This is a genomic window from Tellurirhabdus bombi, from assembly GCF_021484805.1.
Lineage (GTDB): Bacteria > Bacteroidota > Bacteroidia > Cytophagales > Spirosomataceae > Tellurirhabdus > Tellurirhabdus bombi.
Genome location: NZ_CP090557.1, coordinates 1,446,764 through 1,468,848, shown reverse-complemented (window position 1 = coordinate 1,468,848; position 22,085 = coordinate 1,446,764). Strand labels below are relative to the sequence as shown.

Here is a 22,085-nt window from a genome sequence, read left to right as displayed (position 1 = left end):
AAAAATAGCACCTATTACTGTCTAGGTATCAATTACTTGTACTGGGGAGATTCGTCTAATTAAATATACACAAAAAAAGCCTATAATCATGACGCTTAGCCCAATCAGAAGAGTATGGCAACATTTTCTCGACCTGCTTTTCCCGCAACTATGTCTGCTGTGCAAAGATGGCTTGCAGGCTGGTGAACCACTAGTCTGCACCAACTGCCGATTAAGTTTGCCCGAGACAGGTGAACATCGACAAGCTATAAATTCGAAGTTGACTCTTTTCGCGGGCAAAGTGCCTATTCAATTCGTTTATTCGTTCTTATTTTTCACCAAAAAAGGCAAGGTGCAGCAACTTATACACGCCTTAAAATACCGGGGCGAGAAAGAAGTCGGCCTGTTAATGGGCAACTGGTACGGTCATCAATTGCGCGAAGCGCGAATGCTACAGCATGACATTGACCTGATTATTGGGGTTCCTCTCCACCCAACCCGTCTTCGGCAAAGAGGCTACAATCAAAGCGACTGGTTTGCTAAAGGACTATCAGAGATGCTTGGTATCTCCTGGAGTTATAATACGCTGATACGAAATCGGTACACGCTTAGCCAGACCGGAATGAACCGAATATCCCGCTGGGAAAACGTAAGCCAAGTATTTAGTGTGAAAGATAAAGCTCGCGTTCAAAACAAACGAATCCTGCTCGTTGACGACGTCTTAACCACGGGTGCAACTTTAGAAGCCTGCGCTACAGCTTTACTAGCTGCCGGAGCACAATCGATTGGGATTATAACAATAGCGGCCACCCGATAATCGAGTGGCCGCTAGTCCCTAAATTATATTTTATTACTTGTTCCGCCCTCCAGCAATCATGGCGCAACGGAAACCAATGGTAGCAGTAGCTGAATCCTGATCCATGAAACGGCGTGTACCTGGCGACAACCAATACGATACATCAGACCAAGAACCACCTTTATAAACACGAACTTTATCGTTGATCAGTGAGTTGCTGTTCTTGCTGTCGTAATTTTTTTCTTCGTCCAAATAACCATTCCGACGCAGCGGGTTCAAATCGTTCACATCTTGATACGATAGTGGACGATAAACGTCATATACCCACTCGTTAACGTTACCAGCCATGTTGTAAAGACCGAAGTCGTTTGGCGGATATTCGTAAATTTCCTGGGTGATAATGGCACCATCGTTTGATTTTCCGGCGATACCAGCGTAGTCACCACGACCGCGTTTGAAGTTTGCCAGCATTTGTCCTTGCTTCCGGCCGCGTTGTGCATTCCGTACCGATGAACCGTCCCATGGATAAATACGCTGATTGGATTGATTTTCATCCAAATACTGAGTACCGATCAATGCTTTGGCCGCATATTCCCATTCTGCTTCAGATGGCAGACGGTAGTTTGGTAAAATTGTACCGCTTTCCAGAGCGTAGTTTGATTGAGAGTTTTTAACTTCCTGTTCCGCAGGAGCTTGTTCTGCACCATCAACTTCGCCTTTTTTCTTCCGTTTCAGTGAAAAACCTTTCTTCGACGAATTAGACTTTCCGGCCAGGTTTGCGTTTACAGCATTCGTCCGCCAGATCGAATAATCGTTTGCCTGAACCCACGATACACCAACTACCGGATAATAACGGAAGCCAGGGAAACGCAGATACTGCGTCACGTAAGGGTCGTTATACGAAAGTGGATGCGTCCATACGTTTGTATCTGGTAAAGCCCGCGTATAAACTTCTTCCGATGAATCTTTCTGAATCGCGTTCAGATACTCCAGGTAGTGAAGGTTGGCAATTTCAGTTTCGTCCATATAGAACGATTGAATACTTACCGTCCGCTCGCGGTTATCGCGCGAGTTCATCACATCTTCTTCCAGGGCTCCCATCGTGAACCGGCCACCTTCAACGAATACAAGGTTTGGACCTGCCGATTGTCCTTTGTATTTCGCGACCTGAAAACCATCTTTCTGGTTATAAGCGATGCCCGTGGCCGTACTTTCTTTACCCGGCTTAACGCTCGTTGGGTGTTTACTCTTACACGCAGCGAACGCTACGGTGAAGGCCAATAAAACGGCAATAGAACGTAACGGTTGCTTTCGATTCATTGTGTTTATGTAACTAAATAGAATTCAAAAATATTACTTTGTCTGCAAACATCCGAACACCTGCGCCCCTTCGGCTTTTGTTTGCCAATGTCAGACAAGCATCTGGCCCAAAATATCGTCCATTTGATCTACCGAAAATACGTCTGATTGATTGAAAACCAGCTTTCCTCGTATTTCTTTCAACGAGCAGTTTTTCGAGTTTTTCTGAATGTATTCGATCACCTTGCCAAACTGCCCCGACTTAAAGAAATCATCATTCCCTTCTGAAACGAAGGTACCCTTCAGGATATTATTCTTAAGGGTCAATTTTTCAAGCTGTAAACGCTCTGCTTTCCAGCGGACAGTCACTAACTTAATGACATTTTCCACCGCTTCTGGCAACGGACCGAACCGGTCAATAAGCGAAGTACGGAATTCCGCTAATTCCTGCTGGGTCTGAAGGTTATCCAACCTTGAATACAACGCCAGACGTTCAGAAATATTGGATACGTATCTTTCCGGAATGATTACTTCCAGATCCGTCTCAATAACCGTATCCGGCAACAACGCTTTGAACAAATCTTCAGAAGGGGCGAAAAGATCCTTAAACTCCGTTTCTTTCAATTCCTGAACCGCTTCATCCAGAATTTTATGGTACATTTCATACCCTAAATCGGTTATAAAGCCACTTTGTTCAGCACCGAGTAAATTACCTGCCCCGCGAATGTCCAAATCGCGCATGGCAATTTTGAATCCCTCACCCAATTCCGAGAAATCTTCCAGCGTTTGCAAGCGCTTGCGCGCGTCGGAAGTGAGCAGGGAAAGGGCGGGAGTTAGCAAATAACAAAAGGCCTTCCGGTTAGAACGCCCTACCCGACCACGCATCTGGTGAAGGTCCGAAAGGCCAAACATATGGGCCTGGTTAATCAAAATGGTATTGGCGTTAGGAATATCCAGCCCCGATTCGATGATATTCGTCGAGACCAGCACGTCATAATCCCCTTCGATAAATTTCGTCATTACCCGCTCTAGCTTGTCCCCTTCCATCTGCCCATGTGCGACGCCCGCTTTGGCATCGGGAACCAGACGCATGATCAGATTGGCGATGGATTCCACATCGTTAACGCGGTTATGCACAAAAAAGACTTGCCCACCCCGGCGAACTTCGTAGCTGATCGCATCGCGAATCACGGCTTCGTTGAACTGGTGAATTTCGGTCGTAACCGGCTGGCGATTCGGCGGAGGTGTTGCAATGACCGACAAATCGCGGGCGCCCATGAGCGAAAAATGCAGCGTGCGCGGAATGGGTGTGGCCGTAAGCGTCAGCACATCAACCTCCACGCGCATTTCCTTCAGGCGATCTTTTACTTTAACCCCAAATTTCTGCTCTTCATCAATGACCAGCAAGCCCAAATCTTTAAACTTAACGTCTTTGTTAACAATGCGGTGGGTGCCAATCAGAATTTGCGTTTCGCCAGCTGCGACGCGTTTAAGTGTTTCTTTAATTTGCGTTGAACTCCGGAATCGGTTGATGTATTCTACTTTTACCGGAAAATTAGCCAGACGTTCCCGGAAGGTATTGTAATGCTGCATGGCCAGAATAGTAGTTGGCACCAGCACCGCTACCTGCTTGTTGTCACAAGCCGCCTTAAACGCGGCCCGAATGGCCACTTCTGTTTTCCCGAAACCAACGTCACCGCAGACCAGCCGGTCCATTGGGTGCGACTGCTCCATGTCGTCTTTCACGTCGTTGGTTGCTTTGGCCTGGTCGGGTGTATCTTCGTAAAGGAATGAGGATTCCAGCTCGGCTTGCAAAAAACTATCCCGGGAGTAGGCGTATCCCGGTGCGTTGCGCCGCTTGGCATACAGCGAAATCAATTCCTTCGCAATGTCCTTGACCTGCTTCTTAACCCGCGATTTCTTGATCTCCCATTCCTGAGAGCCTAATTTGCTCATGGTCGGCGGCCCACCTTCCTTGCCGCTGTATTTGGCAATTTTGTGCAGTGAGTGAATGCTAACCAGCAAAACGTCGTTGTCGCGGTAAATCAGGCGGATTGCTTCCTGTTCCTTGCCGCCAACGTCCACTTTTTCCATGCCGGCGAAGCGGCCAATCCCGTGGTCAACGTGCGTAACATAATCACCTGGTTTCAGGGTTTTTAGTTCACGCAGGGTAAGCGCCTTGGACTTGGAAAATTTATCGCGAACGCGGTATTTGTAGTATCGATCAAAAATCTGGTGATCCGTATAACAAACCAGCTTAAGCTGCTCATCAATGAAGCCTTCTTTGAGCGAGATCGATAAGGGCTGAAATTTGACGAAATGATCCATCTCCTCAAAGATCGTCCGTAGACGCTCCTGCTGCTTGTACGACTCAGCAACGATGATGTTAGTATACCCTTTCGATTGGTTTTCAGCCAGATTGTCTACCAATCGCTTGAAATCCTTATTAAACGACGGCTGAACTTTGGACGAATAAGTTAATTTACCTTCCGTTTTAAAGTAAAAACGGCGTCCAAACTCAACCGTGCGGAAGCCTTTGACGGCGTTCAAAAACCCACGGCGGGTTTCAAACAAACTATCGGGATCCGATACTACCTTGATGCCGCCACTAGCACTGACAATTTTGGCCAGGCTCTGTGTTGCCTCTTCAAAACCTTTTTCGATGAGTTCCAGCGTTAGTTCAACATCCTTGATCCAGAGTGTTGCATCATCAGGTAAGAAGTCAAGGAAAGGCTCGCGGGATTCGTGGATAAGTTTATTTTCAATGTTGGGGATAATGTTGATGCTCTCCACCGGATCCATTGAGAGCTGCGATTCAGGACTAAATGTCCGGATGCTTTCTACCTCGTCATCGAAGAGCTCAATCCGAAATGGAAACTCGCTGGCGAAAGAAAAAACGTCGATAATACCCCCGCGAATGGAAAACTGCCCTGCTTCGTAAACGAAATCGGTTTTTTCAAAATCGTAACTATTGAGGAGTTCATTAATGAACGTAGCATCCAGCTTGTCTCCAATCCGAACCGTCAATGTATTGGCCCGAAGCGTTTTTTTGTTGATTACCTTTTCCGACAAGGCTTCGGGGTAGGTTACCACCAGCACCCCGTTTTTGGACGTAGCGTTTAGCTTATTCAGTACTTCGGCGCGCATCAATACGTTGGCATTTTCAACTTCTTCGTATTGATACGGTTTTTTGTACGACATGGGAAAGAACAGCACTTCTTCGCCCAGGAGGTTTTGCAAGTCGTTGAAAAAATAGGAAGCCTCTTCTTTATCCGATAAAATATAAACGTTTGTGCCTGGTTGTAGCTGCTGAACAGATGCCGCCAATACTGCATCCAAGCTACCTGAAATGCCTTTCAGCTGTACCCGGTTTGGGTCGCTGCTTTTTTGCCCAATTTGACCGGCAATTAGCTGAATAAGGCTGTCTTCTTTGTAAAGAGATAATAGATCGGCTACTTTCATTCAATTTAATAACACTAAAAGCCGCAGGGACTTAGAATCCATGCGGCGGTTAACGGCTTAACACGGCCTGTTCGCTTTTTGTTGCAACAGACACTAAGAAACGATTTCGTAAGAATAGCCTTCTTCTTGCAGGAATTGCTGGAATTTTTCACTTTGATCAAAAGCTATAACCAGTTCCATCGGTGATGTCTCTTCTTCCTCATCATCGACCCACTTCCAGTCTTCAGCAGTTGCGTCCAGGATGTTCAGTAAATCCGATTTCTTGTCTTTATTTTTTTCCTGAATCAGAAACTGGTCGGTATTTGATACATAAAGGACAATTTTATCGTCTTCCAACCAGTCGAAATCGTTGAGCAGTTCGTCGAGGGAGTCGAGGTTATAGCCAAAATAATCCGGAAACTCCAGAACCTGCGCAATCGCTTCGTAAAATGCCTTTAAGGTTGGAATCTTCGCGCCATCCAGGTGTGCAATTCGAAAACCTGTGTAGCGATCAAGATCGGCTTTGGAACGGATGAATACAAAATTTGCCATTGGCGTGTCGTTATTTTACTTCAACAAATGAGTTGTAATGATCGCGCGTATACCACGCCCGGCGGTCCGAACCCGTGACGAGTCGTTCTGCGCCCCGGTTTTTGCCTTTTTTCTTTGGGTTTACATCCCATTCCTGGTACTTTATAACCTGCCCGGATAAATCCTGGCGCGGTAAATGGCCCTCGTAATTCCCAAATCGGCGGCCACCAACGTAGCCTTCCGGTGAACGGCCCTTCGATTGAACATACTCTAAAATAGTATATACCTTCTGGGGTATGGCGCTTTCCCGCTGCGGCGCATACTTTTCAGGGGTACGTTTAGTACGGGACGCTTTTTGGTGCCGTTCCTGACTTTGACGCTGCGTCTTGTTTGCCGACTGACTGTAATGCGTATCGGTTTGCAGTGACTGGCAACCCAGCGTGGAAAAGCCAAGCAACATCAGCCATAAAACCGTCAGGAAGCGATGTAAGTAATTTTGCATAAATACATGTTATCAAACGGCCAAAGTTAAGTAGCTGTCAGTCACAAAAAAAGCCCGCTCTGCTAGGAACGGGCAAGGCATCAAAGACACTCGATTAATTCAAGGAAAACATGGGCATCCGAAAAGAAACCACGTTATTGAACATCAGCTCTGAAATCGTTGGTTGCATAAAATTGATGAGTGGAAACTCGGCAATAGTAGCTATTACGTCATACTCCGTTGGTCCATCAACAATGCACCAGAGTTTTTGCCGATCCATAGCCAATGCGTAGGAAAGAATCTTTCCCTGCTCCATCAACTCATTTATTTTCAGGCGCTGGGCCGGAACCTTTGACATAAATTCTTCCGTCATCTCCTGAGGAAGTTCAAATTCTACCATGTAGTGACTCATAAGCGGTAGGTTTGTTTGGGTGTCACTGTTGACCGATAGACAAACCAGGAGTCGGTGTATCGGCTATTAAACTATTAACAATTTTTAGCTCGTCTTCGTTGATCGAGTGCGAAAAATTTTCATACAATTTCATGGTTACTTCTGCGCCCATAGCCCGGAAGACGCCTTCTGACTCAATAACACGTTCTTTAGGAACATGTGAATCTACATCACTACAACCTAGAAAAACGGGTGTTCCGTCAAATTCACCATCATAAAGCCTTGGTGTTCCAGCAGGGCCAATCAAACCGCCGCTTAACCCGAAAATGCCGCCATACGGTAATGGATTACGAGCCGTAAATTCCAAAGCCAGACAGGCCCCCTGCGAAAAGCCCAGCCAATAAATCTGATGGGTTTTAAAGTTATAGTCCGATTGTAACCTGGCTCGCACGCCCGCTAGCGTCATCAGCGCAGAGGAAAGATGCGGTTCATTCGCTTCCATAGGTTGCATGAATGAATAAGGATACCAGCTATTATTGGCTGCCTGCGGCGCAATAAAGGCAAAGCTATCATCATTGATGGCGCGGGAAAGCGAAAGAATGTCTCGTGCCGATCCACCCCGACCGTGTACCATAATCATGACTTTGGTCGCTTTCTCGAGGGGCTTCCCGGCGGTTAGAATATTGTTAGGGTCGTGAATCATAGTCGTGTTGTTTTCAGGCGAATCAGGTATTGTGTTCTGATTCGCCTGAGATTATCCTTACTTTACTTCAATGATGGGTAATGCCGCTTCAATTTTTGCCCGACGGGGTTCATACCATTCAGGCAATTTTAGCGTAGTTCCCAGTGATTCTACCGGTTCGTCAATTGCAAATCCCGGAGGATTGGTAGCCACTTCGAACAAGATACCACCTGGCTCGCGGTAATAAATACTATGGAAATAATTCCGGTCCTGAACCGGAGTTGGATTATAGCCCGCCGTTAACAGTTTTTCGTGAATAGCCAGCTGAGTCGCATCGCTTTCGGTAGCAAAAGCAATGTGGTGAACAGAACCCCCACCCTGCAAGCCACGAACGTCATTCGGTGAATGCTGCACGTCTACATAACTGCCCGAACCTCCTTTACCCGATTGGAACCGGAAGCGCCCAGCTTCTTCGGCAACAAGGGTATGATTCATGCTTTCGGTTAATAACTTAATGGTCTGGTCAACCCGCGATTCGTTAAGCGTAGCCGTATGGAAACCGCGAACCGCAAATTCAGCGGGAATTTTACCGTTGTCATAGCCTTTACGATCATCCGCATCATTGGCCACCAGTTCGACACCCATGCCGTCAAAATCTTCGAAACGTAAATAGGTCTCGTCAAAGCGTTTGTATGGCCCAGCGTACGGAATGCTGGCGTGATTCAGCCGATCCATCCAGAAGCTAAGCGACGCCGACGGAATCGAAAAAGCGGTATATGTCAACTGGCCAACTCCTTTACGACCCCGGTGAATACCTTCGTATGGGAAAAACGTCATGATTGTTCCCGGCGAACCAGTTGCATCCCCGTAGTACAGGTGATAGACATCCGGCGCGTCGAAATTGATTGTTTTCTTCACCAACCGTAAGCCAAGGACCCCGGTATAGAAGTCGACGTTGCGTTGAGCGGTACCGGCAAGAGCCGTAATATGATGAAGACCAGTGATGAGCGTTTCCATAGTATTGTGAATAGTTTAAAGGGTGAAAATGTTTACTACAAATTAAATGTAATTACATTTAATGTTTATACATTATTTGAAAAAAAATAGTTCATAGCGTTCAAAAGATCTTTATTCAGCTTACCTTTGTCCATCTAATCTTCTAAGGGGTGCCTTATAACAACGGGCTGAGATTATACCCATTGAACCTGATCCGGGTAATGCTGGCGAAGGGAAGAAGTCTGATTCACAGACACTTGTGAATCGGCGTATTCAACTCAATATACCTTATTCAACCAAACGGTAGGTTTGGCCCCTTTGCCTATGCGTCTCTTTTCATAATCATGAAAAAAGTTACGATGAAACGGCATTCTGTTTATCGTTTATGCATGACGGCTCTAACGGGCTTGTTGTATCTGCCCGCCTGGGCACAGTTTACGCTATCAGGCACCATAAAAGATGCCGAAGGAGGCGTTTTGCCCGGCACTGCCGTGCTGATTGAAGGAACGTACAAAGGCACATCGGCTGATACCCGGGGCTCCTATCGCCTTACCAATCTCCAGGCTGGGACGTATCGCATTCGGGTTTCGCTATTAGGATTTGAACCAGTGGTAAAAGAAGTTACCGTAAACAGGAACGAAACCGAATCGTTTGAACTGCAAAAAAGTGTAATTGTCGTTGACGAAGTAATTGTAAGTGCCACGCGGGTAGACCAGAAATCAGGCGTCGCTTACACGAACGTAACGCGAAAGGAACTGGAAAAACAAAACCTGGGACAGGATATACCACTTCTGCTCAACTTTACGCCCTCGCTGGTAACCACGTCGGATGCGGGTGCAGGCGTTGGCTACACAGGTTTCCGGATTCGTGGCTCCGATGCCACGCGGGTGAACGTAACCGTAAATGGTATTCCGTATAATGATGCGGAGTCGCAAGGGACTTTCTGGGTTAACATGCCCGATATTGCTTCGTCGGTCAGCAGCATCCAGATTCAGCGGGGCGTCGGTACATCAACCAACGGTGCGGGCGCTTTTGGAGCGTCGGTCAACGTGCAGACCAACAGCTTTGAAAAAGATGCCTACGGCGAAGTAGACGCGTCGGCGGGTTCATTCAACACGCTGAAAACGACCGTAAAGGCGGGTTCAGGTTTGCTCAATAATCATTTTGTGGTTGATGCGCGGCTGTCCCGAATCGTTTCAGACGGGTATATTGATCGCGCTTCTTCCAACCTAAAATCGTTTTACGTGTCGGGAGGCTGGTACGGTAAAAAGAGCTTTGTCCGGCTCAATGTGTTTTCGGGTGCCGAACGAACCTACCAGGCATGGGATGGCGTACCAGAGAAGCTATTGAAAACGAACCGCACTTATAACGCGTATACCTACGAAAATGAGGTTGATAACTACCAGCAGGACCACTACCAACTTATTTCTTCGCACGAACTAAGTCGGAACTGGCGATTAAATGCGTCCCTGCATTACACCAAAGGGCGGGGTTATTACGAGCAATTCCGGGAAGGCGAAGATTTTGAAACCTATAATCTGAAGCCTATTGTTATTGGCGATTCGGTGATCAACACAACGGATTTAATCCGGCGGCGCTGGCTGGACAATGACTTTTACGGCGGTGTTTTCTCGCTGGATTATAACAGTTTCGGCAAGCTAACGGCAAACATTGGCGGCGGCTGGAACCGGTACGAAGGCAAGCACTTTGGGGAGATTATCTGGTCGCGTTTTGCCAGTACGAGCAACATTCGGGATCGCTACTACGATAACGACGCGGCTAAAACGGATTTCAACCTCTACGGAAAAGCTTTTTATCAGTTTACGCCCAAGTTCAACGCTTACGTTGATTTACAGATTCGTACTGTTGGTTACTCATTCTTGGGTCGAGCAGTGGGGCTAAATGGCCAAATTCGCGATGTGCAGCAAGATGCTTCGCTCTCGTTTTTTAACCCGAAAGCGGGACTGACCTATACCTTGAACGACCAAAGCTCAGTTTACGCTTCCTACGGCGTTGGTAACCGGGAGCCGAATCGGGACGATTACACGCAATCGTCGGCAAATAGTCGTCCTAAAGCTGAAACACTGCACGATTGGGAAGCTGGTTACCGCTTGCAAACGCAGAAACTGGCCTTCAACGCCAATTTATACTACATGAAATACCGGAACCAACTGGTATTAACAGGCCAAATCAACGACGTTGGTGCGCAAAACCGCGTGAACGTGCCTAATAGCTACCGCTTGGGAATCGAGTTGGAAGCGGGTGCTTTACTGGTTAAAAATCTCCGCTGGCTGGTCAATACGACTCTGAGTCAGAACAAGATTATGAATTTCACCGAGTACGTTGATAACTACGATACGGGTGAGCAGCAGGTGACGAACTTCAGCAAAACGGATATCAGCTTCTCCCCCAACGTCATTGTGGGTTCACAACTGCTTTACACGCCTGTGAAAGGTCTTGAATTGGGCTTTCTGTCAAAATTTGTAGGCAAGCAATACCTGGATAATACCTCGAATGAAAATCGGACAATAGATCCTTACTTCGTAAACGACATTCGGATTATTTACACGCTAAAGCCCAAATTCATGAATGAAGTGGCGTTCACGTTGTTAGTAAACAACGTTTTCGGTGAGCTTTATGAGTCCAATGGCTATACCTACAGTTTTATTTCGGAGAGCCAGCGAACGACGGAAAACGTCTATTACCCGCAGGCAACCGCGAATTTCCTGGCAGGAATCCGAATAAAATTCTAAAATGATAAAGAATAAAAAGCGCTCTGGAATTCATAGGTTGAGTTCCAGAGCGCTTTTTTGTGCATTAATCTAGGCTTCGATGGCCTGCCGCAAGTCTTCAATCAAGTCGTCAACGTCTTCGATGCCAACGCTCAGGCGAATCAGCGTGTCTTTCAGGCCATTTTTTTCGCGATCTTCTTTCGGAATGCTGGCGTGCGTCATGGAAGCCGGGTGCGTGCAGAGCGATTCAACGCCGCCCAGCGATTCGCCTAGCGAAAAGACGTTGAAGTTCTCCATCACTTTTATGGCTTCGGGCAGCGAGTCGCCGAGTAATTCAAAGGAAACCATCCCCCCGAAGTCGCGCATCTGGCGTTTGGCTAACTCGTGCTGCGGGTGGGTTTCCAATCCTGGATAGTTGACCTGGCTCACTTTAGGGTGATCGGCTAGAAAACGGGCCACTTTCAGGGCATTTTCGCAGTGGCGCTGCATCCGGATGTGCAGGGTTTTGACGCCCCGGAGAACCAGAAAACAATCCTGCGGACCCGGTACCGCCCCGCAGGCATTCTGAATAAACGTCAATCGTTTAGCCGTATCTTCGTCATTGGTGATAATGGCTCCCATTACCGTATCGGAGTGGCCGCCGAGGTATTTGGTTACGGAATGCAACACCACGTCAGCGCCCAGATCCAGTGGGTTTTGCAAGTAGGGCGAGGCAAACGTATTGTCGACAACCAGCATAATCTGCTTCTGCTGCGTGATGGCTGCAATAGCCGTGATATCAACAAGGCGCAGGAGTGGGTTGGTCGGCGTTTCGATCCAGACCATTTTGGTATTTGCCGTAATGGCTGCTTCCAACGCTGCCGGATCGTCCAGGCTAACAAACTTGAATTTCAGTCCAAATTCCTGAAACACGCGAACCATAATCCGGTAGGTTCCACCGTAGAGATCACTGCTGGCAATGATTTCATCCCCGGGTTTAAACAGCTTCAGGATGGCATCGGTCGCACCCAGACCGGAAGCGTAGCAAATGCCAAACCGACCGTTTTCGAGGGCGGCCAGATTCGCTTGCAGGGCGTCACGGGTGGGGTTTTGGGTGCGGGCATATTCATACCCTTTGTGCTTGCCCGGCGACTCCTGAACGTAGGTAGAAGTCTGGTATATTGGCGTCATAATAGCGCCCGTCGTTGGGTCCGGATGTACCCCGGCGTGGATGGCTTTTGTTCCGAATTTCATGGTATTTGTGCTGTTGGATTTTACGTGTCTAAACTTGATTCTTACAAAAGAACTAACTTGCCGGGAATTGTTAAGTAGTATTTGTGAAAAGTTCGATACTCCAAAGATTATCTGGCCCGGCTCTGGCAGGCGTACTCATGACCGTAGCGCCGCTGCTTTTCAGTTCCGCGTTGACGTATTATACCGTAGTTAACGAAACACGCATAAGTGGTTTCAACGTATGGGAATGGGTGGCCATAACGGTTTGCTGCTGCCTAACCTCAGCGATTGCGTTAACACCGCCAACTTTCCTTGCTTTGGTTTTTGGTTACTTCCTGAGCTGGAATGCTTTGGCCCCTCTTTTTGCGCTTAATATGGGGGCTATATTATTAGTTAATTTGTTGATAATCAAGATCGATGGGCGACGGGTGTTGGATGTTATTACAACCAATAAGTCGGTAACAACAGTGTTAGAAAATATCAGACAACGGGAGCTGGCGGTTATCTTTTTTACGAAGCTTTCGCCGGTTTTACCCTTTGCCGTGACCAACCTGGTTTTTGCCCTTTCTGGAGCCAAATTGAGGAATATTTTACTAGGCGGAACCTTGGGAATGATTCCCCGAACAGTGTTAGCCGTCTGGACAGGCAGTCAGGCGCGCGAAATCAAGACCTTATTGGAGAACCCCAACGAAGGAAGCTGGGCGCAGATTACCATTATTGGCTTGATTCTGGTGTCGGTGGTGGGGCTATGGCTGGTGCTGAAACGGGCGCTCAGCCGTTAAAGGAGTTTGGCCACTTTTTCGATCAATCGGTTATGACCAGTTTTCAGAACGGTAAGTTCATAGGCATGTAAATGCCGGGTCAATGGAAAGAGAAAAGAGACCGGTAGAATTTGGTCGAAGTAACCCGCATAAAACCGTAAGCGCATTGAACGCTGGTTGAAGGTCGTGCTTAATTTTCGATGATTAAATTGCATCTCCCGGAAATACACCCAGGAATTATAAACCAGTTCGCGCTGCTCGGTAGTGGCCAACGTATTTTCTGCAAATTTTAGAGCACTGCGATTAATCACTCCAAGGGATAAAAAAAATTGTCCGACCCGGTGCAGCAGCGGCATATGATTCAGAAAATAACGAAAAACCCGTCTGCCCGAAAGAGTACTTGTCGCCAGCGTGTACCACGGACTGATGGTAATGCCATCGGGTGCCAGTAAAATCAGCTCATTCGTTTGGTCGGGAAACGCTTCGGCAGTGGCCAGAGCAAACCGCCCCCCCATACTAAAGCCAATTACCGAAAACTGCTCAATCTGATAGTCTTGTAAAAAAGACTGGATAATCTGGCGATAGGCTTGCTTTGTCAGTACGCCATCGGCAATTTTAGACGTTTGGGCACCGTGAAAAAATAGGTCGAAAGCATAGATAGCGTATCGTCCTGCCAATTCCTGAGCTAGCGGTTTAAAAGCACGATGATCCTGACCAATGCCGTGAAAGGCTAACAAAGGAACGGGACCATCTGACAATTTGAAAACCGGAAGCATAGTGAATCGTTATTTTCCCAAGATAGGCCATCTAAAAAAACAACGGACTTAAAGCAGGCTATTAAAGTCCGCTTCAAGTCCGTTGTTAACGCAAAAATCAATCCTGCATGAGCAGGTAAGATTTGATAAAAGCATCCAGGTCGCCGTTCAACACAGCTTCCGTGTTGGAAGTTTGATACCCCGTGCGGTGATCTTTTACCCGGCGGTCGTCGAGGACGTAGCTCCGTATTTGAGAACCCCACTCGATTTTTTTCTTTCCGGCTTCGATTTCGGCCCGGGCGGCGTTGCGCTTCTCCACCTCAATCTGGTAGAGTTTTGATTTTAACAGGCGCATGGCTACCTCTTTGTTTTGCAACTGGCTCCGCTCCTGCTGACACTCGATAATGAGGCCAGAAGGTCGGTGCCGCAGCCGTACAGCCGTTTCTACCTTGTTTACGTTCTGTCCACCTGCTCCGCCTGATCGAAACGTATCCCAATCAATATCCGCCGGATTGACTTCAATCTCAATGGAATCATCAATTAACGGATAGGCATAAACTGACGAAAACGAAGTATGCCGACGGGCATTAGCGTCAAACGGCGAAACCCGCACCAGCCGGTGAACCCCATTTTCTGATTTCAGGTAGCCGTAGGCCAATGGACCTTCCACTTCCAGCGTTGCCGATTTAATTCCGGCACCGTCACCCGGTTGGTAATCCACCTGTTTGACTTTGTAGCCGTGTTTTTCGCTCCACATCAAATACATGCGGTAGAGCATTTCGGCCCAGTCCTGGCTTTCGGTACCACCCGCACCGGAGTTGATTTCGAGAATGGCGCTAAGCTGGTCTTCTTCGTTGCTGAGCATTTTTTTCAACTCAACTTCTTCCAGCGTGGCCAGCATATTTTGGTATTCGGCTTCGATCTCGCCTTCAGACCCTTCGCCCATTTCCAGAAATTCCTGGAGTGTTTCCAGGTCTTCCAGTTGCTTTTCCGTGCGCTCAAAATCACCCGTCCAGCCTTTGAGTGAGCGAATTTGCTTCATGGTTTTTTCGGCTCCTTCGGCATCGCCCCAAAATTCGGGTTGGGCTGTACGTTGTTCCAGATCAGCTAGCTGTTCTTTCTTGTTATCGTAGTCAAAGATACCCCCTCAAGGCCTCTACTCTGGCCCTCACGTCCTTTAATTGGTCGGTCGTCATAATGGTGAATGAGTGAATTGTGAATGAGCGAATAACTCATTAGAACTGCAAAGATAGTGAACTTATAGCTCACGGTATGATAATCAACTTTTCAGTCTAACTTTGTGTTTTCTGAATGAGTCCTGTTTGGTATGCAAACGATTCATTTTCATTTTTCATTCTTCACTACTAAACAATGGCATCACAATACGATGTAATCGTTATCGGTAGCGGGCCGGGAGGCTACGTAGCCGCTATTCGTGCGTCGCAACTCGGTCTGAAAACGGCCGTGGTAGAACGCGAAAGTGTCGGAGGTATTTGCCTGAACTGGGGATGTATCCCGACGAAAGCTCTTTTAAAAAGTGCACAGGTTTTTGAATATATCAAACATTCGAAAGATTACGGCATAGAAATATCGGGTGAAGCAAAGCCTGATTTTACAGCCGTTATCAAGCGGAGTCGGGGTGTTGCCGATAGCATGAGCAAAGGCGTAAACTTCCTGATGCGGAAAAATAAAATCGATGTTTTGGCGGGTAACGGAAAAGTGAAACCCGGTAAGAAAGTTGAAGTAACCGATAAAGACGGTAAAGCAACTACTTACGAAGCCAAGCACATCATTATTGCCACTGGTGGCCGTGCCCGCGAACTGCCAGCCGTCCCCATCGATGGCGAAAAAGTGATTGAGTACCGCAAAGCCATGTCGTTGGCTACCCAGCCAAAAACAATGCTGGTAATTGGTTCAGGCGCTATCGGCGTTGAATTCGCGTACGTTTACGCCAGCATGGGTACGAAAGTAACCATCGTTGAATTCCTGCCGAATGTGGTGCCGGTTGAAGACGAGGAAATCTCGAAAGAACTGGCGAAGCAATACAAAAAAATCGGCATTGATATCTTCACAAAATCCGAAGTAACGAAAGTAGATACCAGCGGCACAGGCTGCAAGGTTTTCGTGAAAACGCCGGATGGAGAAAAGACGTTTGATGTAGATGTAGTATTGTCGGCGGCGGGTGTTGTCGCTAACATCGAAAACGTCGGTCTGGAAGAAGTTGGTATCAAACTTGACCGAGGCAAAGTTGTAACTGACGATTATTACCGCACAAACGTAGAGGGTTACTACGCCATTGGTGACGTAACCAAAGGACAGGCATTGGCGCACGTGGCGTCGGCAGAGGCTATTATCTGCGTGGAAAAAATTGCCGGTCAGCCGCACGTTGAGCCGCTTAATTACAACAACATTCCGGGTTGTACCTACTGTCAGCCAGAAATTGCATCGGTAGGCTTTACCGAAAAAGCAGCCCGCGAAGCAGGCTACGATATTTTGGTGGGTAAATTTCCGTTCTCAGCTTCGGGTAAAGCCAAAGCGGCTGGTGCACCGGAAGGTTTTGTCAAAGTTATTTTTGATAAAAAATACGGCGAATGGTTAGGCGCTCACTTCATCGGTACAAACGTGACCGAAATGATTGCCGAGGTTGTTGCGGCTCGCCGCCTGGAAACAACAGGACACGAAATCCTGACAACCGTTCACCCCCACCCAACCATGTCAGAAGCCATTAAGGATGCTACTGAAGTGGCCTACGGTGAAGCAATTCACTTGTAATCAGGCTTGAAGTATATAGAAAACCCGCAAGGTCGAAAGGCTTTGCGGGTTTTCTATGTTATATCGGTTGATTTTGCCGTTGTGCATGGGCCAGGCTATAGAAAAAAACCAGACCGAATCCGACCGTCAGCAGGATATGGAAAAACAACATTCCATACTGACCAAAATAAAGACCCATGGCAATGCCAGTTAGAAAATAAAGAACCATAAGACCTTCCGTAATTGTCAGCCAGTTTAAAGAAGGGCTGAGGTCAAGCGTCAGGTATTTATTTCCCTGCCACAGATCTCCAACGGCTTTTACGTTAAACTTCGGCGTACGAACAAACGGCGTCTTCCGCCCCATAAAGCCTTCCAGAACGGCAATGGTGTTGTGCAAGGACAGACCCATCATCAGGGCCGAATACATGGGGAAATAAAAACCAAGCTTACTCATTTTCTGGCGGTGCTCGAGCCAGAAAGGAATACCGTAAAATAAGAAGAGAATCAGCAAGTTAATTTGAAAAAAGCTCATCCACTGGAACACGGATTTATATTCCGGGTGCATGATTTGCAGGTATAATATCGGAACACTCAGAACAGCCATGGCGAACACCAGAATAAACGTGGAGCTACTCAGCAAGTGAAAAAAGGCGTGTAGTTTAATGCGAAAAGGCACATGGGCAGCGGTCATTACGCGACCAATCAATTTTCTGGCGCATTCGGCGGCACCTTTCATCCAGCGGTATTGCTGCGATTTCAGGGCGTTCATGGCGACTGGCAACTCAGCGGGTGAGCCAATGTCTTCGCGGTAAACAAACTGCCAGCCTTTCAACTGGGCGCGGTAACTCAGGTCCAAATCTTCCGTCAACGTATCGCTGCTCCAGCCGCCTGCGTCTTGGATGGTGCTTTTGCGCCAGACGCCCGCCGTTCCGTTAAAATTCATGAAATAACCTTCCGAATTACGCCCGCCCTGCTCAATAAAGAAATGCGCGTTTAAGCCAAAAGCCTGAAGCTGCGTCAGGATGGAATAGTTTTCATTTAGGTGGGTCCAGCGCGTTTGAACGATACCAACTTTGGTATCTTCAAAATGAGGAATAGTTTTTAGCAAAAAGTCTGGATCCGGCATAAAATCGGCATCAAAAATAGCCATGAACTGCCCTTTGGCGCGTTCCATTCCGTATGCCAGTGCACCGGCTTTAAACCCTTTTCGGTCTGGTCGGCGAATGTGCGCAATGTCAATGCCACGCGCTTTATATTCAGCTACTTTTCGCGTAATGATTTCTACCGTCTCGTCAGTTGAGTCATCCAGAACCTGAATTTCCAGCTTCTGATGCGGATAACTTAGGGCGCAAACCGCATCGATCAGTCGCTCGGCTACGTAAAGCTCGTTGTAAATAGGGAGTTGGACCGTTACTACCGGAAGCTGCTCGGCTGACTTAGCCATAAATCCTTTAAAATGCGATTCACGGCGCTTTTTGTGGAGTATGTAGCTAACAATCAGACTTAATTGGCCAAGCGTATAAATAAATAACAAAGTCAGCGCTAAACTGTAAGCGACCAAAATAATGATTTCCATAGCCTTTATTTTACCGACAACTCTTGCTTAACATGAACAGGTCCTAAACAAGTGGGCATCGGAAGAACAACAACATCGGGCTTTTGTTGAACTTTATGAGCATAAGGTTTATGTAAAGTCGTTGAGCGCGAACAGGAACAGGGCTAAACTTTTTCGCTAAAAACTGGGAGGGTACAGGTAATTTATGGTTTATAGGCAATAATAAGCCTGTTTTATCAGACTGATTATAAATTGCTTACCTTGGGCGTAAATAGAACAATTTATTTTTGGCGTACTAATTGGTCATTTTGAATTCAAGCTTACCTACATAGTATGAAGATAGCCTTTATCGGAGCTGGGAATGTTGCCTTGCATATGGCAGTCGCGGTCGAAACTGCCGGACATCACGTTGCAGAAGTATACAGTCGTGATCCGCAGCACGCGCGTCGGCTGGTGTCAATGCTTTATGATGCCCGTCTGAATCCTGATCTGAATTTTGACGAAAGCGTAGCGGATTTATTTGTTCTGGCCGTTCCTGATGACGCCATCGAGGAGGTTGTCAAACAGCTTGTACTCCCCGAAAGTGCCATTCTGGTGCATACGTCTGGGGGTATAAGTCTGGATAGTCTGCAAAAATGGGCTGAAATTTATAGTGATGTGACCCTACGGACGGGTGTTTTTTACCCCTTGCAAACCTTCAGTAAAAGTACCGATCCGATCAGTTTTGAGGAGTTGCCCCTCTGCCTTGAAGCCAGCGACAAAGAGACGGAAGAAATCCTGGTAGCCTTAGGGCAAACAATGAGCAAAATTGTCTATCTAGTTAATTCACAGGAGCGTAGGGTGTTGCACGTAGCCGCCGTTTTTGCCTGTAATTTTACCAATTACCTGCTGGGCGTTGCCAAGGACATTACGGATACCGAGACTCTTGATTTTGACCTGCTGAAACCACTTATTCGCGAAACTGTCCGTAAAGCCTTATCGGTGCAGCATCCCGCCCTGGTGCAGACAGGTCCGGCGCGGCGCGGCGATTTAAGTGTGCTGGATATGCATCTGGAGTATTTGGCCAACAAACCGGAATGGCTGGAATTATACGAAGTGATGACCGACAGCATTCAGAAACGGTACGCAATTGAATTACTAAGAAGTTAGCTTTTCCTTCTCCAAACGATATAAATCGTATTTTTGAGTAAACGATTATTGGGCTAAGAAAAACTCGGCATGACAGCAATTCAGGAGCGATTTAAACAGATTACAACCTTTATTTTTGATGTTGATGGCGTAATGACCGACGGATCTGTCAACGCGCTGGAATCGGGTGAGCAATACCGGACTTTCAACATTAAAGATGGGTATGCCATCGAGCGGGCCATTTTTTCGGGTTATCGGGTGGCCATTCTTTCGGCTGGCAGTCAGGTGGGTGTTCGGAAGCGGCTGGAGTTCCTGAAAATCAAGGATGTGATGATGGGAGGCCCAACCGACCAGAAAATTCATGCTTATCTGGGTTATCTGAACCAGCACAAAATCAGTGAGGAAGAAGTGCTGTACATGGGCGACGATATTCCAGATTTCCCTGTATTGAGACGCCCCAATCTACTAAGCACCTGCCCTGCTGATGCCGTTGATGAAATTCAGGCGGTTTGTAATTACATCTCACCAAAAGGGGGCGGCCAGGGTGCCGTGCGCGATGTCATCGAACAAGTCATGAAAGCGCAGAACAAGTGGCTATCCTGGGTATCCAACGACCAGCCATTTGCGCTGCATAATGAAAAATAGGGCTGTTTTTGCCTGTTATTCCCTATTCATCAACAAACAATCCATGAAGAAATTGGTCTTAATTCTGGTGGGTCTTAGCTTATCATTTATGCTCAACGCTCAGGATTACAAGAACAAAATTACCCTCGTCATTCACGGCGGAGCGGGGACTATTACCCGCAAAAACATGACGCCTGAAAAAGAAAAAGGCTATCGAGCAGCTCTAACGCAGGCACTTGAGGCAGGGTATGCCGTGCTAAAAAAAGGCGGTACCAGTCTGGATGCCGTCGAAGCAGCGATTCACGTTATGGAAGACTCGCCTTTGTTCAATGCAGGAAAGGGCGCCGTTTTTACACACGAAGGTAAAAATGAGTTGGATGCCTCGATCATGGACGGAAAAACAGGCATGGCCGGAGCAATTGCGGGGGTAACAAACATCAAAAACCCGATTACGGCGGCTCGTAAAGTGATGGAGAAATCCGAACACGTCATGCTGATCGGAAAAGGAGCTGAGGAATTTGCGCAGAAACAAGGCGTAGAGCTAGTAGAACCGGCTTATTTTTATACCGAAGCTCGCTGGAACGCCTTGCAGGAAGCCATCAAGGAAGAACGGGTGGAGCTGGATCATTCAGCCAGGGATACAACCGGCGCAGTGGTAGATGATGAAATTTTTGTAGAAGGGAAAAAATACGGGACGGTGGGTTGCGTGGCGCTAGATCAATATGGCAACCTGGCAGCGGGAACCTCAACGGGCGGCATGACCAACAAGCGGTATGGTCGTGTGGGCGATGCACCCATCATTGGCGCTGGCACCTACGCCAGCAATGAAACCTGTGCAGTTTCGGCAACGGGTCACGGGGAGTATTTTATCCGCTCGGTGGTGGGCTACGATATCTCCGCTTTAATGGAGTATAAAGGGTATAACGTGCAGAAGGCCGCCAACGAAGTTGTGATGAAAAAACTCGTTGATCGGAAAGGCGAAGGCGGCGTGATTGCACTCGACCGAAAAGGAAACGTGGCCATGCCCTTCAACTCGGAAGGCATGTACCGGGGTTTTATTAAGGCAGACGGCGTATCAGAAGTGAAGATATACAAAGACTAAAGCCAGCACAGGAAACAAGCTTTATAACCTGTTTCCTGTTGCTTTTCGCTTCACCAATTATTAACGAGTTCTTCAAACTGCTCCAACAAGTATTTAGTCCGTTCGCCGGGTTTACCATCTGCAATGGTGAAATCGCCAATTTGGGTGATGGGCAACACTTTCTTGGTTGTGCTGGTCGTAAAAGCCTCATCGGCATCGTAAAGCTCCGAGAGTAAAACTGGGCGCTCTTCAACCTCAAAATCAGCTTCGGCCAAGTGCAAGACCGTCCGGCGGGTGATGCCGTGGAGGATATTGCGATTAGGCGTAATAAGTCGGTTTCCTTTTAAGATAAAAAAGTTACTTCGGCTTAATTCACTGATTTCACCATCTTTATGGTACAGAATATCCACGGCCCGGGCCGCCCGAATGGCTTGAGCTAGTAAGATAACCCGCTTGTAATCCGTAGTTTTTACCTCCGCCATCTCCCGTACATATTCATCCAGAATAACTTTAATGCCGGTTTCGTACTGATTCGGGTTATGAGGGGGAAGCTCTTCAGCCATAAAAAGCAGGTTCGGCTGGCTTACTGTGATACTGTCCAGGCTGTAGCCACCCGTCAGAATAAACCGGAAACTCATGTCTATACCACCGCTTTTCTCGAGCAGTTCCATGACAACCTGATAGGCTTCATCCTTTTCGATGGGTAAAGACATGTGGAGTTTTGCCGCCGAGTTGGTAAAGCGTTCCCAATACCAATCCCACTGAAAAGGGCGGCCGTTGTAGGTCCGGAAATAGTCGAACAAACCGTAACCGCGTAACAAACTAAGGTCTGTGACACCCACTGCCATTTGCTCGACAGGGAGAATGGTACCGTTGAAGTAGCCGTACAT

Annotated in this window: 19 protein-coding genes and 1 riboswitch; of the genes, 7 read left to right on the top strand and 12 right to left on the bottom strand. The window is 47.4% G+C overall.

Going from position 1 to position 22,085, the window contains the following annotated elements:
• Positions 1–88: 88 nt before the first annotated feature.
• Positions 89–796, top strand: coding sequence for a ComF family protein (locus L0Y31_RS06235; RefSeq protein ID WP_234736267.1), 708 nt, complete (start codon positions 89–91; stop codon positions 794–796).
• A 33-nt stretch (positions 797–829) separates the two neighbouring features.
• Here the strand turns inward: L0Y31_RS06235 and L0Y31_RS06230 are convergent, their stop codons facing one another.
• The 7 genes from L0Y31_RS06230 to L0Y31_RS06200 form a co-directional block, all read right to left on the bottom strand.
• Positions 830–2,095 (bottom strand): SUMF1/EgtB/PvdO family nonheme iron enzyme, encoded by a 1,266-nt coding sequence (locus L0Y31_RS06230; protein ID WP_234736266.1) that lies wholly within the window; start codon positions 2,093–2,095, stop codon positions 830–832.
• Between the two features lie 90 nt (positions 2,096–2,185).
• Positions 2,186–5,536 carry a transcription-repair coupling factor gene (gene mfd, locus L0Y31_RS06225; RefSeq protein ID WP_234736265.1) on the bottom strand — a complete coding sequence of 1,117 codons (3,351 nt, stop codon included), beginning with the start codon at positions 5,534–5,536 and terminating at the stop codon, positions 2,186–2,188.
• Between the two features lie 93 nt (positions 5,537–5,629).
• The gene (locus L0Y31_RS06220) at positions 5,630–6,067 is read right to left on the bottom strand and encodes a barstar family protein (protein ID WP_234736264.1); all 438 of its coding nucleotides are present in this window, start codon (positions 6,065–6,067) and stop codon (positions 5,630–5,632) included.
• 10 nt (positions 6,068–6,077) lie between these two features.
• Positions 6,078–6,548, bottom strand: coding sequence for a guanyl-specific ribonuclease (locus tag L0Y31_RS06215; RefSeq protein ID WP_234736263.1), 471 nt, complete (start codon positions 6,546–6,548; stop codon positions 6,078–6,080).
• A gap of 94 nt (positions 6,549–6,642) precedes the next feature.
• Positions 6,643–6,939 carry a hypothetical protein gene (locus L0Y31_RS06210; protein WP_234736262.1) on the bottom strand — a complete coding sequence of 99 codons (297 nt, stop codon included), beginning with the start codon at positions 6,937–6,939 and terminating at the stop codon, positions 6,643–6,645.
• Between the two features lie 22 nt (positions 6,940–6,961).
• Positions 6,962–7,621, bottom strand: a complete 660-nt coding sequence (locus L0Y31_RS06205) for an alpha/beta hydrolase (RefSeq protein WP_234736261.1) — start codon at positions 7,619–7,621, stop codon at positions 6,962–6,964.
• Positions 7,622–7,678: 57 nt separating this feature from the next.
• On the bottom strand, positions 7,679–8,617 hold the full coding sequence (locus tag L0Y31_RS06200; protein ID WP_234736260.1) for a ring-cleaving dioxygenase: 939 nt from the start codon (positions 8,615–8,617) through the stop codon (positions 7,679–7,681).
• A gap of 135 nt (positions 8,618–8,752) precedes the next feature.
• Positions 8,753–8,848, top strand: a riboswitch (TPP riboswitch).
• Between the two features lie 107 nt (positions 8,849–8,955).
• On the opposite strand from L0Y31_RS06200, the gene L0Y31_RS06195 reads away from it, so the two are divergent.
• The gene (locus L0Y31_RS06195) at positions 8,956–11,349 is read left to right on the top strand and encodes a TonB-dependent receptor (RefSeq protein WP_234737135.1); all 2,394 of its coding nucleotides are present in this window, start codon (positions 8,956–8,958) and stop codon (positions 11,347–11,349) included.
• Between the two features lie 69 nt (positions 11,350–11,418).
• On the opposite strand, the gene L0Y31_RS06190 is transcribed toward L0Y31_RS06195, so the two are convergent.
• Entirely contained in the window at positions 11,419–12,600 is a 1,182-nt protein-coding gene (locus L0Y31_RS06190; RefSeq protein WP_255773028.1) for a cystathionine gamma-synthase, read from the bottom strand.
• A gap of 44 nt (positions 12,601–12,644) precedes the next feature.
• On the opposite strand from L0Y31_RS06190, the gene L0Y31_RS06185 reads away from it, so the two are divergent.
• Entirely contained in the window at positions 12,645–13,322 is a 678-nt protein-coding gene (locus L0Y31_RS06185; protein WP_234736258.1) for a TVP38/TMEM64 family protein, read from the top strand.
• Here the strand turns inward: L0Y31_RS06185 and L0Y31_RS06180 are convergent.
• Positions 13,319–14,077 (bottom strand): alpha/beta hydrolase, encoded by a 759-nt coding sequence (locus tag L0Y31_RS06180; protein ID WP_234736257.1) that lies wholly within the window; start codon positions 14,075–14,077, stop codon positions 13,319–13,321. The genes L0Y31_RS06185 and L0Y31_RS06180 overlap by 4 nt on opposite strands.
• Before the next feature lie 97 nt (positions 14,078–14,174).
• Positions 14,175–15,252, bottom strand: a protein-coding gene (prfB, locus tag L0Y31_RS06175; RefSeq protein WP_234736256.1) for a peptide chain release factor 2 whose coding sequence is annotated in 2 segments (ribosomal slippage) — positions 14,175–15,191 and positions 15,193–15,252 — 1,077 coding nt in all. Because the reading frame shifts where the segments join, the coding sequence is not laid out codon by codon here.
• 175 nt (positions 15,253–15,427) lie between these two features.
• Between prfB and lpdA the strand changes: the two genes are divergently transcribed.
• Positions 15,428–16,828, top strand: a complete 1,401-nt coding sequence (gene lpdA / locus L0Y31_RS06170; protein ID WP_234736255.1) for a dihydrolipoyl dehydrogenase — start codon at positions 15,428–15,430, stop codon at positions 16,826–16,828.
• Positions 16,829–16,886: 58 nt separating this feature from the next.
• Here the strand turns inward: lpdA and L0Y31_RS06165 are convergent, their stop codons facing one another.
• Positions 16,887–18,383 (bottom strand): cellulose synthase family protein, encoded by a 1,497-nt coding sequence (locus L0Y31_RS06165; protein ID WP_234736254.1) that lies wholly within the window; start codon positions 18,381–18,383, stop codon positions 16,887–16,889.
• A gap of 312 nt (positions 18,384–18,695) precedes the next feature.
• On the opposite strand from L0Y31_RS06165, the gene L0Y31_RS06160 reads away from it, so the two are divergent.
• The 3 genes from L0Y31_RS06160 to L0Y31_RS06150 all read left to right on the top strand — a co-directional run bounded on the left by L0Y31_RS06160 (position 18,696) and on the right by L0Y31_RS06150 (position 21,216).
• Positions 18,696–19,511 carry a Rossmann-like and DUF2520 domain-containing protein gene (locus L0Y31_RS06160; RefSeq protein ID WP_234736253.1) on the top strand — a complete coding sequence of 272 codons (816 nt, stop codon included), beginning with the start codon at positions 18,696–18,698 and terminating at the stop codon, positions 19,509–19,511.
• A 69-nt stretch (positions 19,512–19,580) separates the two neighbouring features.
• Positions 19,581–20,135, top strand: a complete 555-nt coding sequence (locus L0Y31_RS06155) for a KdsC family phosphatase (RefSeq protein WP_234736252.1) — start codon at positions 19,581–19,583, stop codon at positions 20,133–20,135.
• Positions 20,136–20,178: 43 nt separating this feature from the next.
• Positions 20,179–21,216, top strand: a complete 1,038-nt coding sequence (locus L0Y31_RS06150) for an isoaspartyl peptidase/L-asparaginase family protein (protein WP_234736251.1) — start codon at positions 20,179–20,181, stop codon at positions 21,214–21,216.
• Positions 21,217–21,266: 50 nt separating this feature from the next.
• On the opposite strand, the gene L0Y31_RS06145 is transcribed toward L0Y31_RS06150, so the two are convergent.
• Positions 21,267–22,085 carry an aminotransferase class IV gene (locus L0Y31_RS06145; protein ID WP_234736250.1) on the bottom strand — a complete coding sequence of 273 codons (819 nt, stop codon included), beginning with the start codon at positions 22,083–22,085 and terminating at the stop codon, positions 21,267–21,269.